This is a genomic window from Mariprofundus sp. NF (assembly GCF_013387455.1).
Classification (GTDB): domain Bacteria; phylum Pseudomonadota; class Zetaproteobacteria; order Mariprofundales; family Mariprofundaceae; genus Mariprofundus.
Genome location: NZ_VWNC01000007.1, coordinates 105,830 through 132,314, shown reverse-complemented (window position 1 = coordinate 132,314; position 26,485 = coordinate 105,830). Strand labels below are relative to the sequence as shown.

Below are 26,485 nucleotides of genomic sequence, written 5' to 3'. Positions count from 1 at the left end.
GCCAGAGTTGAGTTTTCGACGTCAGCTGTTTATAGATCAAGTGTGTTGCAATTGGTTTTTAACCACACTTTGGCATGGCGATAGTCGGGCATAACAGACTCCACCAGAGCCCAGTAATCTTTCGAATGGTTGTGGTGAATCAGGTGGCAGAGTTCATGCACGATGACATAATCAATGACCCATGCAGGTGCCATAATCAGACGCCAGTTGAAATAGATGCGACCATCAAGATGACAACTTCCCCAGCGGCTTCTGTAACCTTTTACACCGACATGGGTGGGGCTTTTGCCCAGCACTTTAGCCAGTTGCTCGGTTCGCTGCTTGAGATGGATTTCAGCCTGCTGGCGATACCACTTCTCAATCACTCTTCTGACTAGCGCTGTTTTTTTCTCATTACCGGTGGAGGCGGGCAGGGTGAGAGTAAGATGATCTTCGCCCATGGCAACAGCTCTTCTGCCTGTTTGAATATCAAGATTTCGTGGTTCACCCAGAAACAGAAATGGTTCACCCTGCGTGAATGTTTTCACTTTAACGGATGGCCTTATCTCACTGTTAAAATGCAGCTTTTTCTTGATCCAGTCTGACTTACTGCTGATGAAGTTCTCGATAAACGAAATCGGGGTTCTGGTCGGAACCAGTACATCAATATCACTGTTGGCGCGGACGATGATGCTTAGCGTTTTTCTCTTCGGGCTGCGGATCAGGTTATAGGAGAACCCGTGATCCTTTAGCTCACGCTTCAGCTTCACCAATATCCAGCGCGTAACTGTTGTCGCAGTACTGGCAGGAGAGCGTGACTTTACCGTTCTCATCTGCGAGTTCGTGTAGCTGCTCATTTGAAATGCCCTGCAGTGCCAGCTTCATCTTCTCCTGTGTGCAGTCACAATGATAAGCGTAGCTATCGCTGCCGACGGTTTTGCAGTTCAATGATGAGAAGTGGCTCAGGATCGATTCAGTGGAGCCGTTTTCAAGTACGCTGTCCGGAATTTTGGCCATCGCTTCTACAGCTTTGAACCAGTTCTCCTCATCACAGCCGGGCATCGCTTCAATCAGGATAGCCAGATCACCAATGAGGATGACATCAGCCCTGATCTGTACCGACTGATGCAGATAGTGAATGATATGGTCGGCAAGAAAATCGGAGTGATGTTCAATGGTGGAGATGTAGGGTTGGCCTACACCCATATCACGCACTGTAGAGAGGCGAATCGGGTTTCCCATCCAGCTGCTTAATCCCGCATGATCTTCATAGCGCAGGGCAGTCTGCTCCTCCTGCCAGCTAACCAATCCGCGCACTGCACCACCGCGTGCTTCAGAGAGCAGCCGTTGCAGCGGGGCTGATGCTCCGTTTGCCGCATCGAGCTGCAGTACCTGCCGCACACCGCTTTTGCTGATGCTGAGCAGCAGAATAGAGGCGAGCAGGGTCTGCCCGAACAGCTCGGCAACCGGGCCATTCAGACCGTGAATGCGTTTGGCCTCTGCATTGATGCCGCTGCCACGGATAATCGCCCCACGTGTCGATGCATCGGAGAGCAGGAAGCGGGTAAGGGTGTCGGGTTCTGTAACAGAAGTTGTCATATCTCTTTTGTCAGCCATCTTTGAATTTCAACCAGTGAATCAAAGCAGTGACATGCACCGGCTTCACTTAACTCTTCGCTGGAGAAGGCGTCGCATAGTCCCAGACCACGACTACCTGCTCGTGTTGCCGCTTTCATGTCGGCAATGCCATCACCAATCATCACCGTGGCTTCAGGTTGAACATGGAGTGCTTCGCAGGCCAGCAGAACCGGGGTTGGATCAGGTTTCTCAGGGCGCCCGTCAATTTTACCGATAATCGCCGCAACATGATGGTTCCAGCCCAGCGCAGCAAACTGTGCCTCAGCACGTGACTGACTCTTACTGGTTACAATGGCACAGGGAATAGCCATCTCTTTAAGCCAGTCAAACAGCGCTTCGGCACCGGGTAGTGGATTGATATGCTCGAGGTAATCTTCATCGTGAATTTCGAGGAAGCGTTTGCCTGCCTCTTCACGGCGATCACCAAACAGCGAGATCATACTGCAGTCACCCCGACCGGTGTGCCGTTTGACCTCTTTTGCGCTCATCTGCGGCAGACCATACTCAACAAAGGTCTGGTTCAGGGCGCGAATAATGGGGGGGAAGGCATCGACAATGGTGCCATCCATATCCAGCAAAACTGCTTTGACTCTATTCACTGCTTCATCGCCTCGAACTCATCCAGCATCCACTGGCGCAGTTTCAGAGATACCGGGCCAGCCTTGCCATCACCGATAGTGATCTTATCGATATGGCTGACGGCAACCACAGCGTTGGTGGTGCTGCTCATTAAGCATTCTGTGAGTCCGGGTTCATCCAGCTTCCATGGTCGTTCAACCACAGTGATGCCGTGTTCTCGTGCAACTTTCAGGGCCAGGTAGCGGGTGATGCCACCGAGCACCTGATGATCAAGCGGGTGGGTGACGATATCACCGTTAATCACCGCAAAGCAGTTGGTCGCACAGCCCTCAAGGAGGTGTCCCTCATCATCAAGCCAGAACGCCTCATCAACGTTTTGCCGTGCCGCTTCCTGTTTGCCGATCACACTGGCCAGCAGTGCGATGGATTTGATATCACAACGTTTCCAGCGGATATCCGGCAGTGTGATAGCCGAGGCTCCCGCGCTCAGTTTTTCAGATGAGGGGAAGGGGAGTTCGCGGGAAGTAATCACCAGTGTCGGTTCAACCGCCTGCGTAATAAGGTGGCTGCGTGGTGCCACGCCACGGGTAGCCTGCACATAGATCATGGCGTGATCAAAGGGGTTACGCCTGTAGGTTTCATGAATCAGTTCGATCAACTCAGGGCGCGACTTCAGTAGTCTAATGCCGATGCCTTCACATGAGCGCTGAAGACGGTCGACATGTGCATCAAGTTCGAGAAACTTGCCGCCAAAGCAGGCGATGACTTCATAAACGCCATCGGCAAACTGAAAGCCGCGGTCTTCAATGTGGATGGTTGACTCATCCAGTGGCAGGAAGCGGCCATTGACCCAGGCCGTGAGCTGCATGTTTACTGCTGACCTGCTTCAGTTGCACTGCCTTCGCTCTCTTCGGAATCGGGCTCACGCCACCACAGACGAACACCATCCCACTGACGGCTGATCCATGAGGCGCGTTCCACTGCACGTGTGGCGATCATATCAACAGATTTAAGCACTTGCGCGGTATCCCTGTTATCACCGAAAACGGCATCGATGGTGCCCAGCTTCTGAGCCTCCTGAATCGGTGCTTTCAGCGGTGCATCGTAACGCAGACGGAAGGAGAGGGATGCCTCATTGCCTTTAGGAACAGTCACCCAGATTGGATCGGCAGGTTTCAGCCAGACCTGAGATTCAGTACCTTCAAAGACTTCAACCTGACGACGAATTTCACGCTCGGTAGGGCGCAGGGTTACAAAGTTACGGAAGCTGAACTGCAACAGGGTTTTGGTCTGCTGAGCTCGAGAACGATCCGAACTCGTACCGAAAACAGATGCGACAAAACGGGTGGTGTTGATCTCAGCAGAACCGACAAGGCAGTAACCGGCCTCTTCGGTGTGGCCGGTTTTGATACCATCGGCTTCAGGATAGCTCCACAGCAGACGATTGCGATTGGGCTGGTGACGGCCATCAAAGGTGTAACCCTTTTCACTAAAGATCTCATACATCTCAGGGAAATCACGCCACAGTGCAGCGCCAAGAATGGCCATATCCATGGCTGAGCTGTAGTGCCCCTCTTGCGGAAAACCTGTTGCGTTGAGGAAGTGGGAGTTGACCATGCCAAGCTGTCTGGCTTTATCATTCATGCGCTGGGCAAAACCCTCTTCAGAGCCATCAATATGTTCAGCCAGTACAATACATGCATCGTTGCCGGAGAGGGTGGCGATACCGTGCAGAAGCTCTTTTACGGTTGGTTTCATGCGTGGCTCAAGGAACATGCTGCTGCCGCCGATTTTCCACGCCTTTTTACTGACCGATACACGGGCATTGGTGTCCAATCGTCCCAGTTTAATCTCTTCAAAAGCGAGATAGAGGGTCATCATCTTGGTCAGACTGGCCATCGGTAGTTTTTCATCGGCATTGCTGGCAGAGACCACCTGCCCGGAACGGGCATCGATCACGGCCCAGGAACTGGCATCAACCTGTGGTGCTTTTGGCCATGAAACGTCGGCTGCCTGAGCAGATGAAATCAATAGCAGCGCTGCTACCAATAATCCAAATAGAGTGTGCACACCTGTGCTGCGACATAGATCTCTGTTTACCATTGCCAATTCTCCTCGGGCTGGGCTTCCCACGCCTGACTGCTTGCCAGTGCGGGTGTTTCCAAACGTAACTGTTGGGCGTGCAACATTAAACGGCCATATGTTTTACCACCGTAGCGCGCATCACCAAGAATGGGACACCCTAATGCGGAAAGATGGACACGCAATTGGTGAGTTCTGCCGGTATGCGGGATCAATTCAACCAGAGCACGATTACCGCGCCGCTCAATCACACGTGCTTCACTCTCACATTCGCGTCCTGCTTCTGAAACATGGTAGCAGCCTCTGCTATCTCGGTTTTTATCGATAGCCAGGGTGATGCGTTGCTCATCCCACTCAGGAGCAGGTTCGGTAACAGCCAGATACGTTTTGAATGCGGATATTTTCCACAGGCTCTGAATATGATTAAGCACTCTGGGATCGGATGCGAAGAGCATCAATCCGGATGTACCTTTGTCCAGCCTGTGAACCGGCCGTAAATTGTCTGCATCTCTGGGTAGCAGTTTAAGGTGGCGAGCCAGCTCATCAGGCAGCGTGCCTCGACTACGATGCAGCGCCTCCTGCGCATACTGGCCACTGCGTTTATTAATCAGATAGAGCGGAGGTTTCTGCCAGACAAGTTGCTCAGGATCAAATGGTGTCAGTGTCTCATTTTCAAGGATGACAAGGCGCAGCTTGTCACCGGCTTTAACTGCTCTTCCAGCTGTGCGACAGCGTTTTCGATTGAGATAGACGCCGCCCTCATCAATGGCCTTGCGCGCCCTGCGGCGTGAGAGGGAGAAACATAATGCCAGCGCCTGATCCAGACGGCTGCCTGCATGAAGCGAGGTGAGCGTGGCGCTAAGGTCCTGGTAATCCGGTTGTGTTATACCCATCAGCGAAACGGTTGGAGTGCTGAGAGCACATCCTCATGTGTATGGCAGATCTGAATCGATTCGAAGGCTTTGTCTGCAGATAAGACCAGCTCAGAGGAGAGCGTATCAATAATAGGTTCCCACATCTGCCCATAGAGAAGTAGTGGACGCGGTTCAAGTACACGAATGGCCAGCAGATCCCAGGTCATGGCAACTTCAGCCAGCGTACCAAGACCACCGGGCAGCACCAGCCAGGCTTGCGCCTCCTCAATCATGGTGCCCATGCGATCAAAGAAGTTTCGTGAACGGATCTCTTCGCTCAGTGTGTTATTGGGTGGCGTAGGGAAACGCTCAAGTGTGATGCCGCGAATATGACCGCCACCGGCGTGAATACCTTCAGAGAAGGCGGCCATCATGCCTTGATGTCCGCCGGTCATGCCATCCCAGCCCTGTTCGGCAATGGCTCTGGAGAGTGAAAAGACATCCGCATACTCAGGGTTGTCCGGGCCGAGCCTGGATGAACCGAAAGCGGTCAGGCGAGGTCGCGTGCCCATATTACTCAATCACCACGACGGCCTGATTATAACCGTTTTTCTGTAGTGAAATCACGGTCTCTTCCACCTTCTTCATGTTCTCGATCGGGCCGATGCGCACGCGGTAGATGGTTTTCTCGACAACCTTTTTCGGGTGCAGGCGAACAGTCGGATAGAGCGGTTGTAGTGATTGCTGCAGGCGATTGGCATTGGCTTCAGATCCGAAGGCACCCAGTTGCACGAAGATGCCGGCCTCTTCTACGGTCGTTTTAGCGATGGGTACAGGAGCGGGCTTAGGGGCTGCAATGGCATCAGGAATAGTGGTGGTTGCCGGTTTGGTTTGCAGACCAGGCTTCTGATCAAGCGTCTGCACGCGTACACGCGTGGTACCCTTATCCATAAAGCCGAGTGAGTTGGCTGCGGCATAGGAGAGATCGATCAGGCGGTTTTTTACAAAAGGGCCGCGATCATTGACGCGTACAACCACACTGCGTCCGTTCTCCAGATTGGTGACACGTACGAGCGTCGGCAGCGGCATGGTCTTATGCGCAGCTGAGAGACTATACATATTATAGGACTCACCATTGGCGGTCAGCTTGCCATGGAAATCATCGCCATACCATGAGGCGATACCCGTTTGATCATAAGAGGTGAGCTGTTGCATCGGCGTATACCAGCGCCCGGCCACCATGTAGGGCTTGCCGGTTTTGTATGTGCCACCTTTGCCATCAGGCAGGGTTGCAGCACCGCTAGTTTTGTTCGGCGGTGAGTTTGTATGACTGGTTTTCTGATGGTTACAGCCTGTGAATATGGTGATCGCGAAGAGGCTGATCAGGGTGAGGGGAATCAGTCGACAGCGAATTTTTCACGCTCCCACATGGCCGCAATCTCAGTGACCGCCATGGCATAATTAAAGGATGGATTGTAACGCATGATGACCCGGAAGTTATAGTGTACCAGTGCCAGCTGTCTGCCATTTTTGGTCTGCATCTCAATGATGCTGACTTTATCATCCTCTAACCATGGCAATGGAATCTTGTTGAAAACCTTTGGCATCTCACGACGCAGATCAGCCAGCGTGACCCAATGTGTTGGTTTGCTATCTTTAATATGTTTCTTCCATGTTTTATTCAACTTGGTGCGTGGCGGTAACCAGTGCGCGACAGGCCTGCCGTGCTGCCATCCATGTTTCTGAAAATAGTTGGCAACACTGCCGATAATGTCCGCTTTGGAGTTGAACACATCGCGAATGCCATCCCCATCATCATCCACGGCAAAATCGCGGAAGGAGGTGGGGATAAACTGAATGGCACCGAAGGCACCGGCATAGGAGCCTTTGAGTTCACTGAGTTTAAGTTTATCCTGAAGCGATATCTGAATAATGGCAGCAAGCTGGCTGCGGAAAAATTTTGCCCGTCTGGGGAAACCTGTAGAGAGCGTGTAGAGTGAATCAAGAATGGGCTTGCTGCCATGGGTTTCACCAAAGCGTGTTTCAATGCCCAGAATCCCGGCAATAATGGCCGTGTCCACCTGATATTTCTGCTCAGCCGATGCGAATGTTGAACGGTTCTCTTTGAGGAATACTTTACCCTTATCAGACATGCTCTGCTTGATAAACAGTGGGCGATATTTGACATAGGGCTGTGATTCCCACTGTTTGTTCATGCTTTCGATGATGCCGGGTTTAAATACCGCATCCTTGATGATTTCAGTTAACTCATCAGCAGGAAGTCCGGTTTCACTGGCAAGCAGTGAAACAAGCGCTTCACGGCTTACCTGCTGGGTGCCATCAGGTGCTTTGCTGGCTGCCTGAGATGTCAGAGGAGCTGTGATCAATAGCAAGATCAACAGCAGGGATCTGTAAATAGTCGTATTGAGGTGAAAAACGGAGGTCTTTGGAAAAATCATCTGCGAAGCTTAGCGGCGAATGATGCTTTCAGATAGTGCCAAGAGGGGTGATTATTCATCCCCTTGTAGTGAAAAAGATAATGAACCGAATCACGCTATTCCAGCGCATCATCATTACTGGAGTAACCGAAAAAATAGGCATCATCAGCCATGCTTTCGGTAAGTCTGGCACGTTCCAGGGTTTCCTGTTGTGCCTGCTCGGCAATATCAGGGGTGAAGGAGGGGGCCATCCAGAGGCTGGTGCCGGTTGAAGGGGAGGGTGAGATCAGTAACCAGAGTGCGTGGGAGGCTCTGGTCACTGCCAGTGGATATGCAATAGCAGGTGAATAGAGGGTCAATGTCTGATCACGATGCACTACGATATCAGGATCTGTTGTAATCTTCAGATGGTGATGCAGATGCAGACCGGTAGGGCGGTAGCTGGGGATGTCGTAGCTGTCGAGTTGCCAGATCACAGCATTGCCATCAGCAGGCAGCAGGGATCGCTCAAAACTGATCTGTTGTGGTGACTGTTGCGACTCAGAGAGCATGACTGTGGCTGCAAAGAAGTAGGTTGTCTGGCTCTGTTGCAGCGGTTCATCAGCAATCTGATTGTCGCCACAGGCAGCCAGCAATAGAAGTGTGAGAAGAGCCGGAACTCTAATGGTTAAATACAAAACAGTGTTAAGAGAGTCCGATAGACTCTTAGAAGACGAATTCGCGGCACTCCGGAACACCTTCCATATCCTGCAGCAGGGTTTCAAACATACCCACGTCCTGAGCGTTGTTGCCAACTTTACGACGGTGAATCAGAGAGACCACAGGATTGGAGCCGATAAAGGCCATCATCTGGCCATTCTCTGCCAGCAGGGCCTGGATATGAGCCGGCACCTCTTTGATTGAAGCGCCCAGAACAATCACATCAAAGGGCTGCTGCATTTCAGTAAGTGCAGCCATCGCATCAGGGTCCATGGCATTGACCTGCAATACCTTGGCATTGTTGATGCCGTGGTTACTGATGTTGTCACGAGATAGATCTGCAAGGGTGGCATGAATTTCACAACCGACGACTTCAGCTGCCTGCATGGCCAGCATCGTGGTAAGGAATCCTGTACCTGTTCCAATCTCAAGAACGCGTTCATGACCCTCAAGCATCAGGCATTGCAGAATCATCGCCTCCTGCAGAGGTGAGAGCATCTCCTGATTGGCTGGCAAGGGAACGTGACCCTCCATGTAAGCAAGGCTGCGCAGGTGTTCAGGCAGGAAATTCTCGCGAGGCATGGACTCAATCAGATCAAGTGTTGTTGGATCCAGTACTTTGCAGCAGCGGATCTGGTACTCGACCATGTTGCGTCGTGCGGATTGAAAGTCTGTGGCGGTCATAAAAGCTCCCCTCGTAAGCGTTTATCAAGGCTCAGCAATATGCAGCAGATGGTTGAAAATGGCAAGTCTGTTTTCCCGGTTTATGGTTTTCCAATGCTGAAAAGGTGATCACGCAGGATCTTTCTGTTGTTGCTCAAGCTGCCTGTATCGGCTGCGATTTTACCATCCACTTTGATGCGCAGGCTCAGCGCATTGCCGCAGGTGATCCATAACCGCTCTGAGCTGCTGCTTACATTGACGTGATAACCCTGTTTCAACAGTGCCTCACGATGCGGTTTGCTATTTTTGTTGCCGCTCTCATCAGGCAGGAATATCTGTAGCCAGACATCGCCATTCACAGCTTCGAAACGGTAGAGATGTTTTTGCGGGATAGCGACCTCTTTCTCTTGAGCCGGCCTGTCTGCTACGGCTGTTGGACTTTCTGTTGGGCTATTCGCAGTAGCGGGACTGGTAGACTCGACTGCTAATTCCTCTGCAGCTCTAACCGGCTCGGCCTCATCCACAGTTGCTGTCTCAAGTTCTGATTGCATGGTCGGTGCGAATTCGACCACTGCATCGGGCGCTTCGACTTCGCTGTTACTGCTATTAATAATATTAAACAGGATAAACAGAACGACAAACGCGATACCTGCAATCCAGGCCCATTTTCTTGATGGTGCAACAGCAGGGTCAGGGAAGGTGATCGGTTTGGTCAGTTGATACTGATCATTTTTAAGTAGCTCCAGATCATGACTGATATCAAGCTGCAGATGCCTGCTGTACTGGCGCAGAAAGCCCAGCGCATAGACTTCATCGGGAAGATCTTTCCAGTTTCCCGACTCCAGAGAGACAAGATTGGATCTGCTGAGTTTCAGCAGGCGTGCCGGAGTATCAATGCCCTCTCCGCGCATCTCTCTTGCTTCAGTGAGTTTTCTACCGATCTCGCATAGCAGTACCTGACGTGGAGAAGCCTGCTCTTCCGGTTTTATTGTGACTTCATCATTCATAATTAATACAACCGTTCCATCTCATCCAGTGCCCACGCCTGATCCATGACTGAGGCGGCATTCTGGTTGAAGTCTTCAAGCATCTGTCGTGCCTGTGATTTGGCATTCTGTTTCTTCAGGATGGTGAGAAGCCCTTCAACAATCGTGCGATTGCTGTTGTTTTTATTATATAGTGCCTGATAGAGCAGGCGTGCTTCATTCATACGGTTGTCTGCTGCATAAGCGTTAGCCGTCTTGATTTTGGGAAGCAGGCTATCAGGGCTGAATGTCTGAGCCTGACTGTAGGCTTTGATGGCTTCAGTAGCTTTTTTCTGACCGAGCAGGGCATCGCCAAGATTGATAAAGGCATAATCCTGATTGGGGTAGCGAGGATCATCCAGTGCGGCGCGCGCCATCGACTCGGCCTCCTTAAATCGTCCGCTTCTATTGAGCAGGTTGGCATAGTTGTTTTTTGTGGCCGAACCCGCGTCATGGCGCATGGCGCGCTTGTAATAGGATTCAGCTTTATCAAAGTTTCCACGTAGCAGCCAGGCATAAGCCAGTGCATCGAGCACCTCGGGTTGATTAGGACGCAGGGCATTAGATTTCATCAGCTCTTCAAAGGCTTTGGGCAGCATGCCCTCTTTGCCGATGGCATCCAGCCCCAGTTTGTAATGGGTTTCAGCCAGTCTCTGGTTCTGGTCTGTCTGTTTCTGATTGCCGGCACAGCCTGTCACTGCAAGAGCAACAGTCATCAGTAGTGCTACTGTCAGGTTTTTACCAGCCATGAGAGGTGATCCGATCATAAAAATCTCTTTACCAGCGCATGAATCGGCCGGATTGCATCATCACTCTGTACTTTCAAATCGGCAAAAATACCGTGTTCCAGGGCAGTGGGGCAGCCACAACTGCAGAGCTCATCTGCTGAGAGCGTATTGAAATAGTTCTGCAACATCGCCTGTGCTTTAACGCCATTGCCACGCATGACATCAAGGATCGATTGTACCGAGACATCCTCCTCCTCTTCATGCCAGCAGTCGTAATCGGTACTCATGGCCACCGTGGCGTAGCAAATCTCTGCTTCACGGGCCAGTTTGGCTTCCGGCATGTTGGTCATGCCAATCACATTCATGCCCCAGCTGCGATAGAGCTCTGATTCAGCGCGAGTGGAAAATTGAGGCCCCTGCATGACCAGATAATTGCCATTTTCATGGGTAGTGATGCTGGCACTGTTGCAGGCTTTCAGAAGTGATGATTTCAGGCATGCGCATACCGGATCAGCCATGGATACATGGGCGACAACAGGGCCATCGAAAAAGGTGCCCTCTCTGCTGTGGGTGCGATCGACAAATTGATCAACGAGAACAAAGTGACCGGGCTCAATCTCCTGTCGTAGCGAGCCGACAGCAGAGATAGAGATGATGCGATTCACGCCTGCCAGCTTCATGGCATAGATGTTGGCGCGATAATTGATTTTATGGGGTGGGGTTGCATGGTCGCGGCCATGGCGAGGCAGGAAGACCACTTCATGGCCATTTATTCTGGCCAGCAGCAGTTCATCTGAAGGCTTGCCGTAGGGCGTATCAATATTGAGTGAGTCGATTACCTCAATGCCCTGAATGTCATATAATCCGCTACCACCAATAATACCCGTGCGCGTTTGCATCTGCTCTCCCTTCACTATTCTGGTGTCTCTGCTTTCAGTTGTCCGCAGGCCGCCATGATATCCTCTCCGCGAGAACGCCTTACAGTGGCACGAATTCCTTTTGAAATCAACTGTTGCGCGAATTTGCTCATGTGTTCCTTTGCGCTTCCAGCATAGGGGCTGCCGGGGTAGGTGTTAAACTGGATGAGGTTGACCCGTTCCCGCTCAGGATTGACAAAATCGATCAGCGCTCGGATATCCTCATCTCTGTCGTTGGTCTCTTTGAGTAGCACATACTCCAGTGTGATATGACGCTGTTTGCCCAGCGAATACCGGTTCAGGCAGTCACGCAGCTGTTTGAGCGGATGTTTTTTGTTGATCGGTACAAGAGTGTCGCGAAGTGAGTCGATGGCCGAGTGCAGCGAGATGGCAAGATTAACATTAAAGGCTTCCCCCAGCCTGTTGATCTGGGGCACCAGTCCGGATGTTGATACCGTGATTCTGCGACGCGAGAGTTTCAGTCCGTCATCTGAGAGCAGGGCAATCAGGCTACCGTGAAGCCCTGCTTCGTTGGCCAGCGGTTCACCCATACCCATATAGACGATATGTGTGACCTCATTGTGCAGATCCTCGGCCAGTGGTTCATTGCGTAGATCCGCTTTGATCATCAATACCTGAGCAACGATTTCACCTGCCGTCAGATTGGCTTCAAAAGCCTGTGTGCCGGTATGGCAGAATGGGCAGTCGAGAACACAGCCGACCTGTGAAGAGATACAGACGGTGCCACGGCTCTCTTCAGGGATCAGCACACTTTCAACCATCTTTCCCGCCATGCGTGGGCGATTAAGCGCAAAGACATATTTGCGTGTGCCATCTGTAGAGCATTCGCGGCGTACCAGACGCAGAGGTTCACAGAGCACCTCTTCATTGAGAATGTTGCGCAGTTCATTGGGTATGTTTTTCATCTCGTTCGGATCAAGAACGCCCTTATTACGCCAGTCGATTACCTGCTTGGCCCGAAAAGCGGGCTGACCGCGGTCTTTCATCAGCAGCTGCAGCTTAGTCAGGGAAATGACAGGCAGTTGCGGTTTTTCGTTGTTGTTTGGTGTTGATGATGAACTTGGCATGCGGCGCATTGTGACAGAGTGCGTGTTTCTGAGATAGTCTTGCGCCATGGTTACCTCACTGGCAAGCGAAACCCCTGTATCTATTCCACTGCATGATTTCACGACCATGCTCAATTTTTCACGCAGCGTATTTGCTCTGAAGGATAATCCGGCCTATCTCAAGCTGCTGGAGCCCTATCTTCCTGAGATGGCAAAGATAAAGACGCAGTGGCCGAGCGTGTTGATGGGTTTTGATTTCCATCTCACCCCGGACGGCCCGAAACTGATTGAGATCAACAATAATGCCGGTGGACTGTACATTGGTGATAACCGCTGGATGCCTCAGCCAGTGATTGCAGAGCTGCCCGGCTCACTGGAAATACGATTGACTGAAATGTTTCATGGCGACTGGACGACCATTGCCATTATGGATGAAGATGTAACGAATCAGTATATGTATCCGGAGATGCAGGCCTACGCCGTGCTGCTTGAGCAGCAGGGGCGCCATGTTGTGGTGGTAAGTCCTGAAGATATTCAGCGCACCAATGACGGATTGTTTGTGAATGATGTGCGCATTGATGCCATCTACAATCGCCATACCGATTTTTACCTTGAGGCGGCGGATGTCGCACATGTTCGCGCAGCTTATGAGATCGGCCAGGTGGTGATTAATCCGCATCCACGCAGTTATGCACTGATCGGTGATAAATCACGCATGGTAGACTGGTGGCGTGAGGGGCTGCTTGAGCAGTGCGTCGACTCTGATGCCGTTGAGAGCATTCGTGCGGTAACACCACAAACTGTGCAACTGGCTGAGTTCGACAGGGACCGGGCCTGGGCTGAGCGCAAGCAGTGGGTATTTAAGCCTTCAGCACGTCATGGTGGTAAGGGTGTTGTGCTCGGCAAGGCCATGAGTCGTAAACGCTTTGAATCACTGGATATCGAAGAGACCATTGTACAGCAGCTGGTTCCGGCATCCATGGTTGAGGTAGAAGGGCAGAGCATGAAGTTTGATATTCGCCTCTATATGCATGGAGACAAGCTGATTGCCCTGGCCGGTCGTGCCTGGCGTGGGCAGGTGACCAATTTCCGTGAGCCGGGCAGTGGCTGGGTACCGTTAAGCGTTGAAGGATGATCTTAGCGTTGCGGTGATTATTCCGATCTTCAATGAGTATCGGGTTTTACCGGATATGATTAAACGGATGCAGCAGCTTGGCGCAGATGAGCTGATTATTGTCGATGGTGGTTCAAGCGATGGCAGTCTTGAGATGCTGCAACAATCAGGGTTGCGGTGGATCTCTTCAGAGGCAGGGCGAGCCCGGCAGATGAATGCCGGTGCCGCACAGTGTGAAAGTGATATTCTCCTTTTTATCCATGCAGATACAGTTATAACTTCAACCCATATTTCAGCTGTGAAAGGGGCTATGAAGGCTCCTGAATATGTCGGTGGCCGTTTCGATGTCAGGCTATCTGGCTCTCACCCCGCCTTTGCGCTGATTGGCTGGATGATGAATCTGCGCTCGCGATTGAGTCGTATCAGTACAGGTGATCAGTGTCAGTTTGTGCGCCGCACGCTGTTTGAGAAGATCGGCGGCTTTGCTGATCTGCCATTGATGGAGGATATCGCGCTCTCAAAGGCGCTTAAACGAGAGGGTAAGATCGCCTGTTTGAGGCAGAAGGTGATCACCAGTTCTCGTCGCTGGCAGCACTCCGGTATTTTCAGGACAGTGCTGCTGATGTGGAAGATTCGACTGCTCTTCTGGCTGGGTAGGCCTGCTGATCAGCTTGCACTAATCTACAGGCAGTCGCGCTGATGAAAGTTTCAGGCATCGGGGTTGTGGTGATGTGTAAAGCACCGCTGGCAGGGCGTGTAAAAACCCGTTTGATGACTGAGTTTTCTGCCAGTAGAGCTGCCGAGTTGCATGCGGCCATGGCTACGACAGTGATTAAGCGGGCAAAACGACTGTTTGAATCGGTCGTGGTCGCTGCAGATGATCCGGGACACCCTTTTTTCAGTGCATTCGGAGTGCCCGTGACCGATCAGGGTGAAGGCGATCTCGGTGATCGCATGCAGCGGCAGGTAAGTTCTGCTTTTGCTGATGGGGCGGATGCGGTCATGCTGCTGGGAACCGACTCGCCGCATATGGCAGATCAGCGGCTACTAACTGCAGCCCGCTTGCTGAAAGAGAATGATGTCGTGCTCGGGCCGGTTGAGGATGGCGGTTACGATCTGCTGGCCATGCGGGCAGATTATCCGCTCTTTGAGAATGTAAACTGGTCAACTGCTGAGGTTGTTGATCAGACGCTGGCCCATATCGATGCTTTAAGTCTCTCCTATGCGCTGCTTGATCTCAGCTTTGATGTGGATCTGCCTGAGGATATTCAGCGTGCGGTTGCGATGGGTTGGCAGATTGACAATTAGTCATAATGTCGGCTTGAAGGTGGTGGCCAAAGGTATTGAAAGAGTTGAAGAACTTGAGCTGTTGAGCCAATACGGTTGCGACATCGCACAGGGTTATTATATCTGTGAACCGCTGGCCGGTGATGAGCTACTTGGCTGGTATGAAACAACAGTGCAAAAATAGAGAGAACAGAGCCGCACCTCTGCTATGCTCAATCATCAAAAATAATTCACCTTGCACCTTTTCCCGATAGCCCAGTCACGCTAGGGTTGGCGAATTGGCGGGTGAGTCATGAACTTGCCCGTTTTCTGTGTCTGGAATTCAATGTTCCGATCAAGGAGAAGCCACGCCGATGCCACGCTGTAATGATATTCAATCCATCATGATTCTGGGAGCCGGTCCGATTGTAATCGGTCAGGCCTGCGAGTTCGACTATTCAGGTGTTCAAGCCTGTAAAGCGCTCAAGGAAGAGGGGTTCCGGGTCATCCTGGTCAACTCCAATCCCGCTACGATTATGACCGACCCCGAGTTTGCCGATGCCACCTACATTGAGCCGGTAACCTGGGAGGTTGTTGCCAAGATTATCGAGAAGGAGCGGCCTGATGCGATTCTGCCAACCATGGGCGGCCAGACGGCACTCAACTGCGCACTCTCGTTGAATAAACACGGCATCCTTGAAAAGTTCAATGTGAAACTGATCGGTGCCCAGCCCGATGCGATCGATAAAGCGGAGGATCGCGAACGCTTCAAACATGCGATGGACCATATAGGTCTGGAGATGGCGCGCGGCGGTTTTGCCCACTCCATGGAAGAGACGCGCGCACTGGCGATTGAGATCGGCTACCCGATCATTATTCGTCCATCCTTCACACTTGGCGGCTCCGGTGGCGGTATCGCTTATAACCCTGAAGAGCTGGAACAGATTGCAGCTTCCGGCCTTGATGCTTCACCTACCGATGAGATTCTTGTTGAAGAGTCAATTATCGGCTGGAAAGAGTATGAGATGGAGGTGATGCGCGATCACGCTGATAACTGCGTCATTATCTGCTCGATTGAGAACTTCGATGCCATGGGTGTGCATACCGGTGACTCGATTACCGTGGCTCCTGCCCAGACACTGACCGATAAAGAGTATCAGAAGATGCGTGATGCCTCGATTGCCATCCTGCGTGAGATCGGTGTGGAGACAGGCGGCTCCAATGTTCAGTTCGCCGTTAACCCTAAAGATGGGCGTCTGATTGTTATTGAGATGAATCCGCGTGTATCCCGCTCCTCTGCCCTTGCCTCTAAAGCCACCGGTTTCCCGATCGCCAAGATTGCGGCCAAGCTGGCTGTGGGTTACACCCTTGATGAGATCCGTAACGATATTACCGGTGAAACCTGGGCTGCCTTTGAGCCGACCATCGATTATGTGGTCACCAAATTGCCACGTTTTGCTTTTGAGAAGTTTCAGGGTGCCGATACACGCCTGACCACACAGATGAAGTCTGTGGGTGAGGTGATGGCCATTGGTCGCTGCTTTACCGAATCCCTGGGTAAAGCGATGCGTGGCCTTGAGACCGGTTCCTGTGGTTTTGATTTCACGATTCCTGATGATGTTGATGAGGATCGATTCCTGCAGGAGAAACTTGCTGTACCAAGGGCTGAGCGCCTCTGGTGGATCGGTGAAGCGCTGCGCGCCGGCTGGTCTGAAGAGCGGGTGTTTGATGTCTCGCATGTTGATCCATGGTTTATCCGTGAGATCACAGCTGTGATTACGCTGGAAACCACCCTTTGCGGTCGTGATGTTGCTTCACTAAGTGCGGATGAGTGGCGCCAGGCCAAACGCGAAGGCATTTCTGATCTGCGTCTGGCACAGCTGTTGGGCAGTGATGAGTTAAGCCTGCGCAAAGCACGTCAGGCAGCAGGTGTGAATCCGGCATTTAAACGTGTAGATACCTGTGCTGCGGAGTTTGAAGCCAATACGCCATATCTCTACTCTACCTATGAAGATGAGTGTGAAGCGCGGCCTACCGATGCCAAAAAGATTATGGTGCTTGGTGGTGGTCCCAACCGCATCGGGCAGGGCATTGAGTTTGACTACTGCTGCGTGCATGCAGCCTTTGCACTCTCAGACGATGGTTATGAGACCATCATGGTCAACTGTAACCCTGAAACCGTATCTACCGATTACGACACCTCAGATCGCCTCTATTTTGAACCACTGACCTATGAAGATGTGATGGCCATAGTTGATGTGGAAAAACCCTATGGTGTGATCGTGCAGTTTGGTGGTCAGACGCCACTGAAACTGGCCGAGTCACTGGAAGCGGCCGGTGTGCCGATTATCGGTACCTCGCCTGATATGATTGATCTGGCTGAGGATCGTGAACGTTTCCAGCAGCTGCTGCATCAGCTGAAGCTGAAACAGCCTGAGAATGGTACAGCCCGTTCTACTGAAGAGGCTGTTGCTGTGGCCAATGAGATCGGTTATCCGGTCGTGGTGCGACCATCCTATGTGTTGGGTGGCCGTGCGATGCAGATTGTACACAACGAAAAGGGTCTGCTGCGTTATATGCGCGAGGCTGTGCAGGCATCCCCTGATCATCCGGTTCTGCTGGATCGTTTTCTTAATCAGGCCATTGAGCTTGATGTCGATGCCCTGGCTGATGGTAAGCGGGTAGTGATCGGCGGCATTATGGAGCATATCGAAGAGGCTGGTGTGCATTCAGGCGATTCAGCCTGCTGCCTGCCGCCGCATTCGATCTCTGACGAGATTGTGGCTGAGGTGATTCGTCAGACTGAGGCACTGGGACTGGCTCTGAACGTCAAGGGACTGCTCAATATTCAGTTCGCTATTCAGGGTGAAACCATTTATGTGCTGGAGGTCAATCCACGCGCCTCACGTACGGTGCCGTTTGTATCCAAGGCAACCGGCAAACCGCTGGCTAAGATTGCAGCGCGTATCATGGCCGGTCAGTCACTTGATGAGCAGGGTATTAGTGAGATTCCGCAGCCGAAAGATTTCAAAGCTGTGAAAGAGGCGGTCTTCCCGTTTGTGAAGTTCCGTGGTGTTGATCCGCTGCTCTCTCCAGAGATGAAATCAACAGGTGAAGTGATGGGTATTGCCACCACCTTCACCGCTGCCTTCTCCAAAGCGCAGCTTGGCGGCGGCGTGCGGCTGCCGGAATCAGGGCGTGCATTTATCTCGGTTCGTGAATGTGATAAAGCCCATGCCGTTGAGATTGGTCGCGTATTAACAGGGGCGGGATTTAAACTGCTGGCCACCAGCGGTACTCATCAGGCACTGGCTGATGCCGGTGTGGCTTCCGAGAGTGTTGCCAAGGTGACCGATGGTGTGCGTCCGCATATTGTTGACCGCCTGCTTAATGATGAAGTGAAATTGATTATTAACACCACCGAAGGTGAACAGGCGATCAAGGATTCCAAATCGATTCGTGAGGCAACGCTGGATCGTGGTATCGCCTACTACACAACCATGGCCGGCGGTCTTGCTGCTGCACAGGCCATTGCCGGTCACTCGGATGTAACTGTCGTAAAAAGTATTCAGGAATACCACCGCCAGTAAGGCGTGAATCGTTAGGGGTTAGGAGAACTATTTGGAACGTGTACCGATGACTAAACAGGGCGCTGAAACGCTGCGTGAAACTCTCGCTTATCTGAAGGGGGAGAATCGTCACAGGATCGTGAGAACGATTGAAGTGGCGCGTGCACACGGTGACCTCTCCGAAAATGCCGAATACCACGCTGCCAAGGAAGAGCAGGGCATGAATGAAGGGCGCGTCTCTCAGATTGAGGATACGCTGGCCCGTGCTCACATTATTGACCCGGCTACTATCACTTCCGAGAAGATTGTCTTCGGAGCAACGGTGGAGTTGATCGACCTTGATGAGGGCACAGAAGTGACCTATCAGGTGGTTGGCGTTGATGAGGCCAATATTGAGGCGGGCAAAGTATCCATTACCTCTCCGATTGCGCGAGCTATGATCGGTAAAGAGCAGGGTGATGTGATTGTGGTGCAGGCTCCCAGTGGTGAACGTGAGTATGAGGTTCAGGAGATCAGTTACGTTTGATTTGATTGATCCGCAAAACTCGTCCATGAGTTTTGCTTGGCCGCGCAGCAAAAGCGTGGTTTTGCTGCGCTTACGGGCTTCGCCCGCCGCACATCCATGTGCGGGTAGAAGCAGGTTGATCGTGAAGAGGAGTTCATATTGAGAGTTGAGTGCATTCGCATCGGTTCGGTTCGACTCAGTCTGGCACTGATGTTGGGGCTGCTGGTTGTGCCCGGTTTTATTGTGGCTCCGGTTCTCTTTGACAAAGCCGGTTCAGTTTCTCTGGCAGGCGCACTTGCCGGGGAGATTTTTCATATGGCCAATTTGGGGCTGATGCTGCTCTCTGCTGCCGTGATTGTTTTCTGGTTGCGTATGCGTAGCGCAGGCATGCAGATCGGCCGCTTGCGCTGGGGGCTTCTGGCTCTGGTTACGGCCCTAATCGTGGCCAATGAGTACACGATTTCACCGATTCTGGCGGAGTTAAAAGTGCAGATCGCTTCGCTGGATGCTGTGACCGATGAGCATCCGCTTCGCAAGCAGTTCGGTATGTGGCACGGGGTGAGCGCCTCAATTCACCTGATTGCAGCCATCACAGCTGCCGCACTGGTTGCTTTAGGGCCGACCAAACCCGGAGAAGCATGTTCGTCCTGACTGACTGGCTGAAGAAACGAATGGCAGACACCGAGCTGGTGATGCTGCTCTCTTCACTGCTGGTTATTTTCTTTCTGCTCTTCCTGCTGGGGCCGATTCTGGCACCGGTTCTTCTGGCTATTGCACTGGCTTATGTCCTTGATGGCGTGGTTGATCTTCTGCAGCGCTGCAAAACACCACGTTTAGTCGCTATCGCTGTTGCAGGTGGTGGTGCTCTGCTGTTGATCATGTTCGCGCTATTGGCTGTGCTGCCACTGTTAACCGAACAGGTGGGACGACTGGTGATGAATGCACCGCAATATGTGCAGTCGATCAGAGAGATGCTGTTGCAGCTGCAGGCCAACCATGCTGAGTGGATGAATCCGGCCTTTCTGCAGAAGGTAATTGCCGCCATTGCGTTGAAACTGCAGGAGTGGGGCGGGGCACTGCTCACCTTCTCGATCGCCTCTATTCCGGGCATGATAACCCTGCTGGTCTATGCGGTACTGGTGCCGGTGATGGTCTTCTTCTTTCTCAAGGATAAAAATCTGATTATCACCTGGACACAGCAGTTTCTGCCCACAGAACGTTCACTATTGCAACGGGTCTGGGCTGAGCTGGATATTCAGATTGGCAACTATATCCGGGGTAAATTCTGGGAAGCATTCATAGTCGGGCTGGCGATGTGGCTGGTGTTCTGGTGGATGGGGCATGAATATGCGCTGCTGCTGGGTGTGCTTACCGGTATCTCGGTCTGGATTCCGTTTGTAGGTGCTGCTGTGGTGACTGTGCCGGTGATTCTGCTCTCATTCTTCCAGTGGGGCTGGACCGATACCATGGCCTACAGTCTGCTGGCCTATACGGTGGTTCAGGCAATTGATGCCAATGTGATTGTGCCGTGGTTATTCTCTGAAATTGTTAATCTGCATCCCATCGCAATTATTGTGGCCATACTGGTGTTTGGCAGCTTGTGGGGTATTGTCGGTGTGGTCATTGCCATACCGATGGCTGCCCTGGTGAAAAGTGTGGTGTCCATTGTGCTGGAGCGGCGTCATGAGCCTGCTTTGCATGAAAACTGACATTGACACTGGATGGGTGCCTTTTAGGGTGCAGCAGCTTTATTATAATCGGTTTTCTTAACGCAGCGCCGATTGTTCATGATTATGAACGAGGATGAATGAGATGAGTGACGATATACCAGTAAAAGATTCCGACATCGAAGAGCTCAAACGCGAAATGCGTTCTGCCCAATGGACCAATTGGGTAGAGGCCAACCAGAAGCTGTTGATGGGTGCTGCTGCTGCCGTGGTGGTAGTGCTGCTGGCTGCCGGATTCTGGATCGAACAGGATCGTGCTCACAGTGCAACTGCTGCAACTGTTTACCAACAGGCTGTTGGTGAAGCTGATGTGAGCAACAAACAGATTCTGCTGCAGAACGTCAGCAGGGATTTCTCATCCAGCAGTTATGGTGCACTGGCACTGATGCAGTTGGCCAGCGTAGATTCGGCCAATGCCGAAGTGCATCTGAATGCACTGATTGCGCACCCTAAAGCGATGCCGGAGTGGGTATGGCAGGCCAGAATTGATCTGGCTGAGATTAAGCTTGCTGCCGGTGATCTGGCTGCAGCCAAGACGCTTCTCGATCAGAAGGTGGGGGATCAGTATCAGCAGATTCGCTACTACCTGCTGGCTCAGACCGCAACCGATGCAGCGCAGAAGCAGGAGTATCTGCAGAAGGCGCTGGATGCATCTGCGGTGAGTGATGCAGAACTTAAGCAGAAGATTGAATCTCAGATGAATAAGAAAACCTCATGATAAGAGCCAGATTGACAACTCAGTTGAAGTTGCCGTTGTTGGCAGCTGCCGTAGTTCTTATCTCCGGCTGCTCCATGAACCTCTTCTCTTCACAGGATGGCGAGCAGAAAGCGGTTGTGGAGACCACCTCTAATATTTCAGTTGTCTGGCGCAGTGACCTTGATCAACGCCAGCCTGCTTCCAACGGCGGTATCAGTAACCCGGCGATTGCCGAGAGTGAAGATGGTGAAGTGATCGTTGCCGGTGCCCAGGACAAAAGAGTCAGGGTACTCAATGCATCGGGCCGGGAAATTCATCGCATTGCACTGACTGCGGCAGGTGAGTCCGGCGGTCTGCAACTGGCCAATGGTCTGGTTGTTGTCGGTGATGTGGCGGGTAAGGTATTCGGCATCGATGTCAATCGGGGCAGCATCGCCTGGACCATTCAGCTCTCTTCATCGCTGTTAAGCCGGCCTGTTCTAATTGGCAATGATTTCATTATCCAGACTGAAACCAATCAGGTGTTCCGTTTTTCCCCATCCGGAGAAAAAGTCTGGAGCTACTCCGGACCAGCAGCGGGGTTGGGCATGCAGCTGTTGCCCTCTCCGGTTGTATTCCGTGATCAGGTCTATGTAGCGATGCGCAATGGTGATGTTGTGGCACTAAAAGCTGAAAGTGGAAGATTTTTGTGGCAGCGCCAGCTGCTGATTAATAGTGATGCTGCAGTATTAAGAGATCTCAAGGTGCCTGTAGCAACACCGCTGCTTATCCCGGCTGAACAGTCCGGCAAGCATGAGGATATGTTGGCTGTGCCGGTGTTTCAGGGCGAGCTGTTTTTCCTCTCACTGCAGGATGGCAGTACGTTGATGAGTCGTGCCATCTCCACGAAAGCATCACCACTGTTGATCGGTAACAAGGTTTATGTGGCTGATGCGCAGGGTTCACTGAGTATGCTCGATGCCGCTGGTGGCGAAACACTCTGGAAACAGAAACTCTCCGATGTTGAGCTGGCTGGCCCGATCTTCTGGAACAGGATGCTCTGGGTTGCAGATGAGTCTGGAAAAGTATTCCGCCTGAATCTTGATGGAAAACTGCTTGCAACGGTTGAACTGGGTGGACGTATCGACCTGGCTCCTGTTGCATCTTCTGACGGGGTGCTGGTTAGAAATAACCTTGGAACTCTGTTTAAACTGCGCTGAGCGCGCCAAAACAGGTCACTCCCTTGAATCAGAAACCCCATTATCAGAAGTTATCCGGCCGTCTGCCGGTCATTGCTATTGTTGGCCGCCCCAACGTGGGCAAGTCGACACTGTTTAACCGTCTGCTGGGCAAACGCAAAGCCATTGTCGGAGATCGCCCCGGTGTCACTGTCGATCGGCTGGAGAGTGAATGCCTGATTGGCGTTCGCGAATGCGTGCTGGTGGATACCGGTGGTATCGGTGAGGGCACCCATGATGTGATGCAGCCGGCCATTGATGCGCAGGTGGAAGCCGCGCTTGAGATCGCCGATGTTGTTCTTTTTATCGGTGATGGTAAGGCTGGTGTAACACCGGTGGATGCTGCTATAGCCAATAAGCTGCGCCGCCATCATATTCCTGTGGCGATTGTGGTGAATAAAGCTGAGAAACCCAATAGTGAGCTGGAGTTTTTCAAGCTCGGTATGGGTGATCCGATTGCTGTCTCTGCAGCACATGGTGATGGCATCCGTGATTTCGTGATTCATCTGGAAACGTTGCTGCCGGAACTGGTTAAATCAACAGAGGATGAGCAGACGCCGCTGGCCAGTATTGCTGTGATTGGTCGTCCGAATGTCGGTAAGTCGACCCTGATCAATGCCTGGCTTGGTAAGCAACGTATGGTGGTCAGTGATGTGGCTGGCACCACCAGAGACGCGATTGATAGCGATCTTCCATATCGTGACGGTGTTGTGCGTCTGGTGGATACGGCAGGGCAGCGTAAGCATGGCCGAATCAGTGATATCATCGAGTTTGTGGCGCGTGTGAAGGCTGTACAGGCATTTGCGCGTGCAGATACGGCTGTCATGGTACTTGATGGCTCAGAAGGTGTTGTAGAGCAGGATATGCGGCTGATGCAACTGGCTCAGGATGAAGGGTGTGCGCTGCTGGTGGCCGTGAACAAGCTTGATCTGCTGAGTGAAGATGAGTGGAACTATTTCGCCGAGCGCCTCAACTTCCGCATGCGTGGTCTGGCGGACATTCAGATTTTTCGCATCACTGCCAAGAGCAGCAAAGGTGTGAAAAAGCTACTTGATGAGGCGGTCAGGGCAGCCAAACGTAACCGCTTTGAGATCGGAACCGGTGAGCTGAATCGCTGGCTGCAGTCGGCTCAGGAGGCGCAGCATCCACCCAGTGATCGTGGTGCCGCTGTAAAACTGAAATATGCATCGCAGATCGGTACCTCTCCGCCAAGTATCAAAGTTTTCTGTAATCGTCCGCAGGCACTGAAGACCAGTTATCGCCGTTATCTGGAGCAGTCATTCCGTAAGACATTTAATCTTACCGGTGTCACTGTCCGCTTTACCTTCTCAGGGGGTGGCGACAACCCCTATGCCCCGGAGAAAAGACGCTGATCCATGCGTAGTTTCGAAGAGACCAGGGTGATCGCCAGCTCAGCAGGTAGAATGTTTGATGTTGTGATGGATATTGAAGCCTACCCGCAGTATCTGCCCTGGGTTGCTGATGCGACGATCCTGACTGAGCAGCAGGGTGAACTGACGGCTGAGCTTGTAGCAGATCTGGCCGGTTCCAGACACAGCTTTAAAACCATTGATCGCTATGTTTCAGAAAAGTTGATTGAGATACGACTGCTCGATGGCCCTTTTCGCTTTCTGGAGAGCATCTGGACCTTTGAGGCGATGGGGGATGATCGCTGCAAGGTGCATTTCTCGATCGAGTTTGAGTTTCGCAGTATGATGCTGGATATGGTGGCTTCTCCTATCTTCGCAACAGCATGCAAATCGATGGTACAGGCCTTTGAACAACGGGCTCTGGCCCTGAAGGGGCTCTAAATGCACGTTAGTGTCGTCTATGCGCTCGCGCACGAACAATTTATCGAAGATCTGGATGTTGCTGAGGGCACAACGGCTGAAGAGGCGGTACGTACCAGCGGCTTGATGGAAAAGTGTCCTGAAATCGATCTGGCGGTGCATCAGCTCGGTATCTATGCCAAACTGATCAAGGGTACTCAGGAGCTACGCGAGGGTGATCGGGTTGAGATCTACCGTTCACTACCGCGCAAACCGCGCAATGCCCATGCCGCCGATGATAAAAAAGAGCGTATTCGCGCCAAAAAGGCTCGCGTGGAAGCAGGCAACTAACTTCCGGACAGCTTTCAACGAGCTTATTGGTGTTGGTGATTTAACAGTGGGTAGCTGCTGCTGACCTCTCGCGGGTCTGCACCGATCTCTGCCGAATAGCGTAAAAGGACGGCTTTAAGTTCAGATGGGTCACTGAAGCGGGTGAGGTCTTCATCTTCGATGGCTTGCAGAAGGCGGCATTGCATGCCTGAAGAGTCAGCCAGTTTGGCAAGAGAGAGACCTCTGCTTTTGCGTATTTTTTTCAGATGACTACCCGTATATCTTATGCTCTCTGTTGCATTGCTCTCATCTGCGGATTTGAGGTAAAAAACATTTTTCTCACGCTCATCAACACTACTTCTGTTTACCGGACTACTACTTTTTTGTGCCAGCATGGTGTCGTAAAGCTTACGTTTTTCAGTATTGCTTAGCGTTTTATAGGCCGCTTCAATTTCACTGCGAATCTCCTGCAGCTGATCATCATCAAACATGGAATAGGTGGCCTGTGATCCGGTCACATAGGTTCTGGTTGCCAGCCGGTAGGCTTGAATAATGTCGGCAGGGGTAGCGCCTCTGGGGATATCCAGAATCTCGTAATAGTCAGGAAGGTTCATGACTGTTGCTGATGGATAATGCTTTTCACCAGATGTTTGAGCTGAATGGCATTTCGTGAATGGGGATGTTCATGCAGATACATCTGATGCTCACAGAGTGCTTTCATAATCGAAGCATCATGGTTGAGGAAGGATAGTGAGTCCGGTTTTTTGCCATAATACTGTTTCCAGATCAGGGCCATCGAATAACCGAGCTGAAAGTCGGAGGGTTCCCTGATCTGATTGACGATCAGGTGCAGGCCAGCGCTATTGATATTTTTCCTGAGAATCTTGCCATGTTTGGCCGATTTCTGATGAATCGAGGCGATGATCTTATTCAGTGTATTCAGGCTGCGGGTCTGCTCGGTGGGTTTGCCAAGAATCTCTTTGACGATCTCTTTGGTATCAACAGGCACATCACGGAGTTTGCGGTACATCGCCGATTTGAGGAAGCGGTGGCTGTTCTCAATCGAAGTGGGTTCAGGAATCACTGAGAGAATGCCCTGATCTGCGATATTGAAGAAATCGAGCGTGTTGTAGGTTGTGCCTGCACCCAGATCAAGGATTACATAATCAGCAGGCAGTTTATAGAGATGGCGGATAAGCTTGAGCTTCTGAAAATGTTTGAGATTGGCGACCTCAAGATGGTCGGATGCACCGCTGATGATGCCCAGCGTTGTGCCAGGCAGAGATTCGATCATCTCTTTCAGGTCGCTTCTTTTACCGTTGATGAAGTGGGAGAGTGAATGTTTCGGGCGGCTCATGCCGAGATGGGTGTGCAGGTTGGCACCGCCCAGATCAAGGTCTACAACAATGGTACGCCTGCCACTCTGGGCAAGCGCAAGGCCCAGATTAGAAGCGATAAAACTTTTTCCAACTCCACCCTTGCCACTTGCTACAGCCCAGATTTGTGGTCTGTTTTCAGTGGCTCCTGCACTGGCAGGAGCGGTAGGGGACGTCACCACTTTTAACATGGTCAAGACCTCCGTGTCCTGTAAGGAGAAACATATCAATAGGTTATGGCTGTTT

The 26,485-nt window shown here is 51.9% G+C and carries 30 protein-coding genes; 13 read left to right on the top strand and 17 right to left on the bottom strand.

The window, feature by feature from the left end; translation table 11 throughout:
* Nucleotides 1–29: 29 nt before the first annotated feature.
* The 15 genes from F3F96_RS10640 to rlmN form a co-directional block, all read right to left on the bottom strand.
* Nucleotides 30–749: a SprT family zinc-dependent metalloprotease gene (locus F3F96_RS10640; RefSeq protein ID WP_176963242.1), complete on the bottom strand. Its 720-nt coding sequence runs from the start codon at nt 747–749 to the stop codon at nt 30–32.
* A complete protein-coding gene (locus F3F96_RS10635; protein WP_176963241.1) occupies nt 733–1,596 on the bottom strand; it encodes an Hsp33 family molecular chaperone HslO in 864 nt (287 codons plus the stop codon). Before F3F96_RS10635 ends, F3F96_RS10640 begins: the two co-directional genes overlap by 17 nt.
* A complete protein-coding gene (locus tag F3F96_RS10630; RefSeq protein WP_370465540.1) occupies nt 1,575–2,216 on the bottom strand; it encodes an HAD family hydrolase in 642 nt (213 codons plus the stop codon). Before F3F96_RS10630 ends, F3F96_RS10635 begins: the two co-directional genes overlap by 22 nt.
* A complete protein-coding gene (locus F3F96_RS10625) occupies nt 2,213–3,064 on the bottom strand; it encodes an aminotransferase class IV (RefSeq protein WP_176963240.1) in 852 nt (283 codons plus the stop codon). Before F3F96_RS10625 ends, F3F96_RS10630 begins: the two co-directional genes overlap by 4 nt.
* 2 nt (nt 3,065–3,066) lie before the next feature.
* A complete protein-coding gene (locus F3F96_RS10620; protein WP_241697793.1) occupies nt 3,067–4,227 on the bottom strand; it encodes a D-alanyl-D-alanine carboxypeptidase family protein in 1,161 nt (386 codons plus the stop codon).
* A 65-nt stretch (nt 4,228–4,292) separates the two neighbouring features.
* On the bottom strand, nt 4,293–5,171 hold the full coding sequence (locus tag F3F96_RS10615; RefSeq protein WP_186338969.1) for an RluA family pseudouridine synthase: 879 nt from the start codon (nt 5,169–5,171) through the stop codon (nt 4,293–4,295).
* A complete protein-coding gene (locus F3F96_RS10610; RefSeq protein ID WP_176963238.1) occupies nt 5,171–5,704 on the bottom strand; it encodes an LOG family protein in 534 nt (177 codons plus the stop codon). Before F3F96_RS10610 ends, F3F96_RS10615 begins: the two co-directional genes overlap by 1 nt.
* Before the next feature lies 1 nt (nt 5,705).
* Nucleotides 5,706–6,347, bottom strand: coding sequence for a septal ring lytic transglycosylase RlpA family protein (locus F3F96_RS12630; protein WP_176963237.1), 642 nt, complete (start codon nt 6,345–6,347; stop codon nt 5,706–5,708).
* A 182-nt stretch (nt 6,348–6,529) separates the two neighbouring features.
* Nucleotides 6,530–7,525: a lytic transglycosylase domain-containing protein gene (locus tag F3F96_RS10600; RefSeq protein ID WP_176963236.1), complete on the bottom strand. Its 996-nt coding sequence runs from the start codon at nt 7,523–7,525 to the stop codon at nt 6,530–6,532.
* A gap of 161 nt (nt 7,526–7,686) precedes the next feature.
* Complete coding sequence (locus F3F96_RS10595; protein WP_176963235.1) at nt 7,687–8,247, bottom strand: hypothetical protein; 561 nt, start codon at nt 8,245–8,247, stop codon at nt 7,687–7,689.
* A 28-nt stretch (nt 8,248–8,275) separates the two neighbouring features.
* On the bottom strand, nt 8,276–8,953 hold the full coding sequence (locus F3F96_RS10590; protein WP_176963234.1) for a protein-L-isoaspartate O-methyltransferase: 678 nt from the start codon (nt 8,951–8,953) through the stop codon (nt 8,276–8,278).
* Nucleotides 8,954–9,033: 80 nt separating this feature from the next.
* A complete protein-coding gene (locus F3F96_RS10585; RefSeq protein WP_176963233.1) occupies nt 9,034–9,939 on the bottom strand; it encodes a RodZ family helix-turn-helix domain-containing protein in 906 nt (301 codons plus the stop codon).
* Nucleotides 9,940–9,941: 2 nt separating this feature from the next.
* Nucleotides 9,942–10,724, bottom strand: coding sequence for a lipopolysaccharide assembly protein LapB (locus tag F3F96_RS10580; RefSeq protein WP_241697792.1), 783 nt, complete (start codon nt 10,722–10,724; stop codon nt 9,942–9,944).
* Nucleotides 10,721–11,584: an S-methyl-5'-thioadenosine phosphorylase gene (gene mtnP, locus F3F96_RS10575; RefSeq protein WP_176963232.1), complete on the bottom strand. Its 864-nt coding sequence runs from the start codon at nt 11,582–11,584 to the stop codon at nt 10,721–10,723. The genes F3F96_RS10580 and mtnP overlap by 4 nt, the downstream gene beginning before the upstream one ends.
* A gap of 14 nt (nt 11,585–11,598) precedes the next feature.
* A complete protein-coding gene (rlmN, locus tag F3F96_RS10570) occupies nt 11,599–12,690 on the bottom strand; it encodes a 23S rRNA (adenine(2503)-C(2))-methyltransferase RlmN (protein ID WP_176963231.1) in 1,092 nt (363 codons plus the stop codon).
* 46 nt (nt 12,691–12,736) lie between these two features.
* Here rlmN and F3F96_RS10565 point away from each other — a divergent pair, with 46 nt between their 5' ends.
* The 13 genes from F3F96_RS10565 (at nt 12,737) to F3F96_RS10505 (ending at nt 24,884) form a co-directional block, all read left to right on the top strand.
* Nucleotides 12,737–13,804: a hypothetical protein gene (locus F3F96_RS10565; protein ID WP_176963230.1), complete on the top strand. Its 1,068-nt coding sequence runs from the start codon at nt 12,737–12,739 to the stop codon at nt 13,802–13,804.
* Nucleotides 13,794–14,483, top strand: a complete 690-nt coding sequence (locus F3F96_RS10560; protein ID WP_186338968.1) for a TIGR04283 family arsenosugar biosynthesis glycosyltransferase — start codon at nt 13,794–13,796, stop codon at nt 14,481–14,483. The genes F3F96_RS10565 and F3F96_RS10560 overlap by 11 nt, the downstream gene beginning before the upstream one ends.
* The gene (locus F3F96_RS10555) at nt 14,483–15,091 is read left to right on the top strand and encodes a TIGR04282 family arsenosugar biosynthesis glycosyltransferase (protein WP_241697791.1); all 609 of its coding nucleotides are present in this window, start codon (nt 14,483–14,485) and stop codon (nt 15,089–15,091) included. Before F3F96_RS10560 ends, F3F96_RS10555 begins: the two co-directional genes overlap by 1 nt.
* Complete coding sequence (locus F3F96_RS10550; RefSeq protein WP_176963229.1) at nt 15,081–15,254, top strand: EAL domain-containing protein; 174 nt, start codon at nt 15,081–15,083, stop codon at nt 15,252–15,254. The genes F3F96_RS10555 and F3F96_RS10550 overlap by 11 nt, the downstream gene beginning before the upstream one ends.
* A gap of 169 nt (nt 15,255–15,423) precedes the next feature.
* Nucleotides 15,424–18,639, top strand: a complete 3,216-nt coding sequence (gene carB / locus F3F96_RS10545) for a carbamoyl-phosphate synthase large subunit (RefSeq protein WP_176963228.1) — start codon at nt 15,424–15,426, stop codon at nt 18,637–18,639.
* Between the two features lie 31 nt (nt 18,640–18,670).
* Nucleotides 18,671–19,144: a transcription elongation factor GreA gene (gene greA, locus F3F96_RS10540; protein WP_176963227.1), complete on the top strand. Its 474-nt coding sequence runs from the start codon at nt 18,671–18,673 to the stop codon at nt 19,142–19,144.
* A 138-nt stretch (nt 19,145–19,282) separates the two neighbouring features.
* Nucleotides 19,283–19,774, top strand: a complete 492-nt coding sequence (locus tag F3F96_RS10535; protein ID WP_176963226.1) for a DUF4149 domain-containing protein — start codon at nt 19,283–19,285, stop codon at nt 19,772–19,774.
* The gene (locus F3F96_RS10530; RefSeq protein WP_176963225.1) at nt 19,762–20,832 is read left to right on the top strand and encodes an AI-2E family transporter; all 1,071 of its coding nucleotides are present in this window, start codon (nt 19,762–19,764) and stop codon (nt 20,830–20,832) included. The genes F3F96_RS10535 and F3F96_RS10530 overlap by 13 nt, the downstream gene beginning before the upstream one ends.
* Before the next feature lie 103 nt (nt 20,833–20,935).
* Nucleotides 20,936–21,568 (top strand): tetratricopeptide repeat protein, encoded by a 633-nt coding sequence (locus tag F3F96_RS10525; RefSeq protein ID WP_176963224.1) that lies wholly within the window; start codon nt 20,936–20,938, stop codon nt 21,566–21,568.
* An 11-nt stretch (nt 21,569–21,579) separates the two neighbouring features.
* A complete protein-coding gene (locus F3F96_RS10520; RefSeq protein ID WP_241697790.1) occupies nt 21,580–22,746 on the top strand; it encodes a PQQ-binding-like beta-propeller repeat protein in 1,167 nt (388 codons plus the stop codon).
* A 23-nt stretch (nt 22,747–22,769) separates the two neighbouring features.
* Nucleotides 22,770–24,137 (top strand): ribosome biogenesis GTPase Der, encoded by a 1,368-nt coding sequence (gene der / locus F3F96_RS10515; protein ID WP_176963222.1) that lies wholly within the window; start codon nt 22,770–22,772, stop codon nt 24,135–24,137.
* 3 nt (nt 24,138–24,140) lie between these two features.
* A complete protein-coding gene (locus tag F3F96_RS10510) occupies nt 24,141–24,575 on the top strand; it encodes a type II toxin-antitoxin system RatA family toxin (protein WP_176963221.1) in 435 nt (144 codons plus the stop codon).
* Entirely contained in the window at nt 24,576–24,884 is a 309-nt protein-coding gene (locus tag F3F96_RS10505) for an RnfH family protein (protein WP_176963220.1), read from the top strand.
* A 23-nt stretch (nt 24,885–24,907) separates the two neighbouring features.
* Here F3F96_RS10505 and F3F96_RS10500 read toward each other — a convergent pair whose 3' ends face one another.
* Both F3F96_RS10500 and F3F96_RS10495 read right to left on the bottom strand, forming a co-directional pair.
* Nucleotides 24,908–25,477 (bottom strand): helix-turn-helix domain-containing protein, encoded by a 570-nt coding sequence (locus tag F3F96_RS10500; protein ID WP_176963219.1) that lies wholly within the window; start codon nt 25,475–25,477, stop codon nt 24,908–24,910.
* Nucleotides 25,474–26,430, bottom strand: a complete 957-nt coding sequence (locus F3F96_RS10495) for a P-loop NTPase (RefSeq protein ID WP_176963218.1) — start codon at nt 26,428–26,430, stop codon at nt 25,474–25,476. The genes F3F96_RS10500 and F3F96_RS10495 overlap by 4 nt, the downstream gene beginning before the upstream one ends.
* Nucleotides 26,431–26,485 lie beyond the last annotated feature (55 nt).

Coding starts and splice junctions, on each gene's coding strand:
- F3F96_RS10635 (WP_176963241.1), bottom strand. CDS start 1,596: ATGGCTGACAAAAGAGATATGACAACTTCTGTTACAGAACCCGACACC.
- F3F96_RS10625 (WP_176963240.1), bottom strand. CDS start 3,064: ATGCAGCTCACGGCCTGGGTCAATGGCCGCTTCCTGCCACTGGATGAG.
- F3F96_RS10615 (WP_186338969.1), bottom strand. CDS start 5,171: ATGGGTATAACACAACCGGATTACCAGGACCTTAGCGCCACGCTCACC.
- F3F96_RS10610 (WP_176963238.1), bottom strand. CDS start 5,704: ATGGGCACGCGACCTCGCCTGACCGCTTTCGGTTCATCCAGGCTCGGC.
- F3F96_RS12630 (WP_176963237.1), bottom strand. CDS start 6,347: ATGCAACAGCTCACCTCTTATGATCAAACGGGTATCGCCTCATGGTAT.
- F3F96_RS10590 (WP_176963234.1), bottom strand. CDS start 8,953: ATGACCGCCACAGACTTTCAATCCGCACGACGCAACATGGTCGAGTAC.
- F3F96_RS10585 (WP_176963233.1), bottom strand. CDS start 9,939: ATGAATGATGAAGTCACAATAAAACCGGAAGAGCAGGCTTCTCCACGT.
- F3F96_RS10580 (WP_241697792.1), bottom strand. CDS start 10,724: ATGATCGGATCACCTCTCATGGCTGGTAAAAACCTGACAGTAGCACTA.
- mtnP (WP_176963232.1), bottom strand. CDS start 11,584: ATGCAAACGCGCACGGGTATTATTGGTGGTAGCGGATTATATGACATT.
- rlmN (WP_176963231.1), bottom strand. CDS start 12,690: ATGCCAAGTTCATCATCAACACCAAACAACAACGAAAAACCGCAACTG.
- F3F96_RS10565 (WP_176963230.1), top strand. CDS start 12,737: ATGGTTACCTCACTGGCAAGCGAAACCCCTGTATCTATTCCACTGCAT.
- F3F96_RS10555 (WP_241697791.1), top strand. CDS start 14,483: ATGAAAGTTTCAGGCATCGGGGTTGTGGTGATGTGTAAAGCACCGCTG.
- carB (WP_176963228.1), top strand. CDS start 15,424: ATGCCACGCTGTAATGATATTCAATCCATCATGATTCTGGGAGCCGGT.
- F3F96_RS10530 (WP_176963225.1), top strand. CDS start 19,762: ATGTTCGTCCTGACTGACTGGCTGAAGAAACGAATGGCAGACACCGAG.
- F3F96_RS10525 (WP_176963224.1), top strand. CDS start 20,936: ATGAGTGACGATATACCAGTAAAAGATTCCGACATCGAAGAGCTCAAA.
- F3F96_RS10510 (WP_176963221.1), top strand. CDS start 24,141: ATGCGTAGTTTCGAAGAGACCAGGGTGATCGCCAGCTCAGCAGGTAGA.
- F3F96_RS10505 (WP_176963220.1), top strand. CDS start 24,576: ATGCACGTTAGTGTCGTCTATGCGCTCGCGCACGAACAATTTATCGAA.
- F3F96_RS10500 (WP_176963219.1), bottom strand. CDS start 25,477: ATGAACCTTCCTGACTATTACGAGATTCTGGATATCCCCAGAGGCGCT.
- F3F96_RS10495 (WP_176963218.1), bottom strand. CDS start 26,430: ATGTTAAAAGTGGTGACGTCCCCTACCGCTCCTGCCAGTGCAGGAGCC.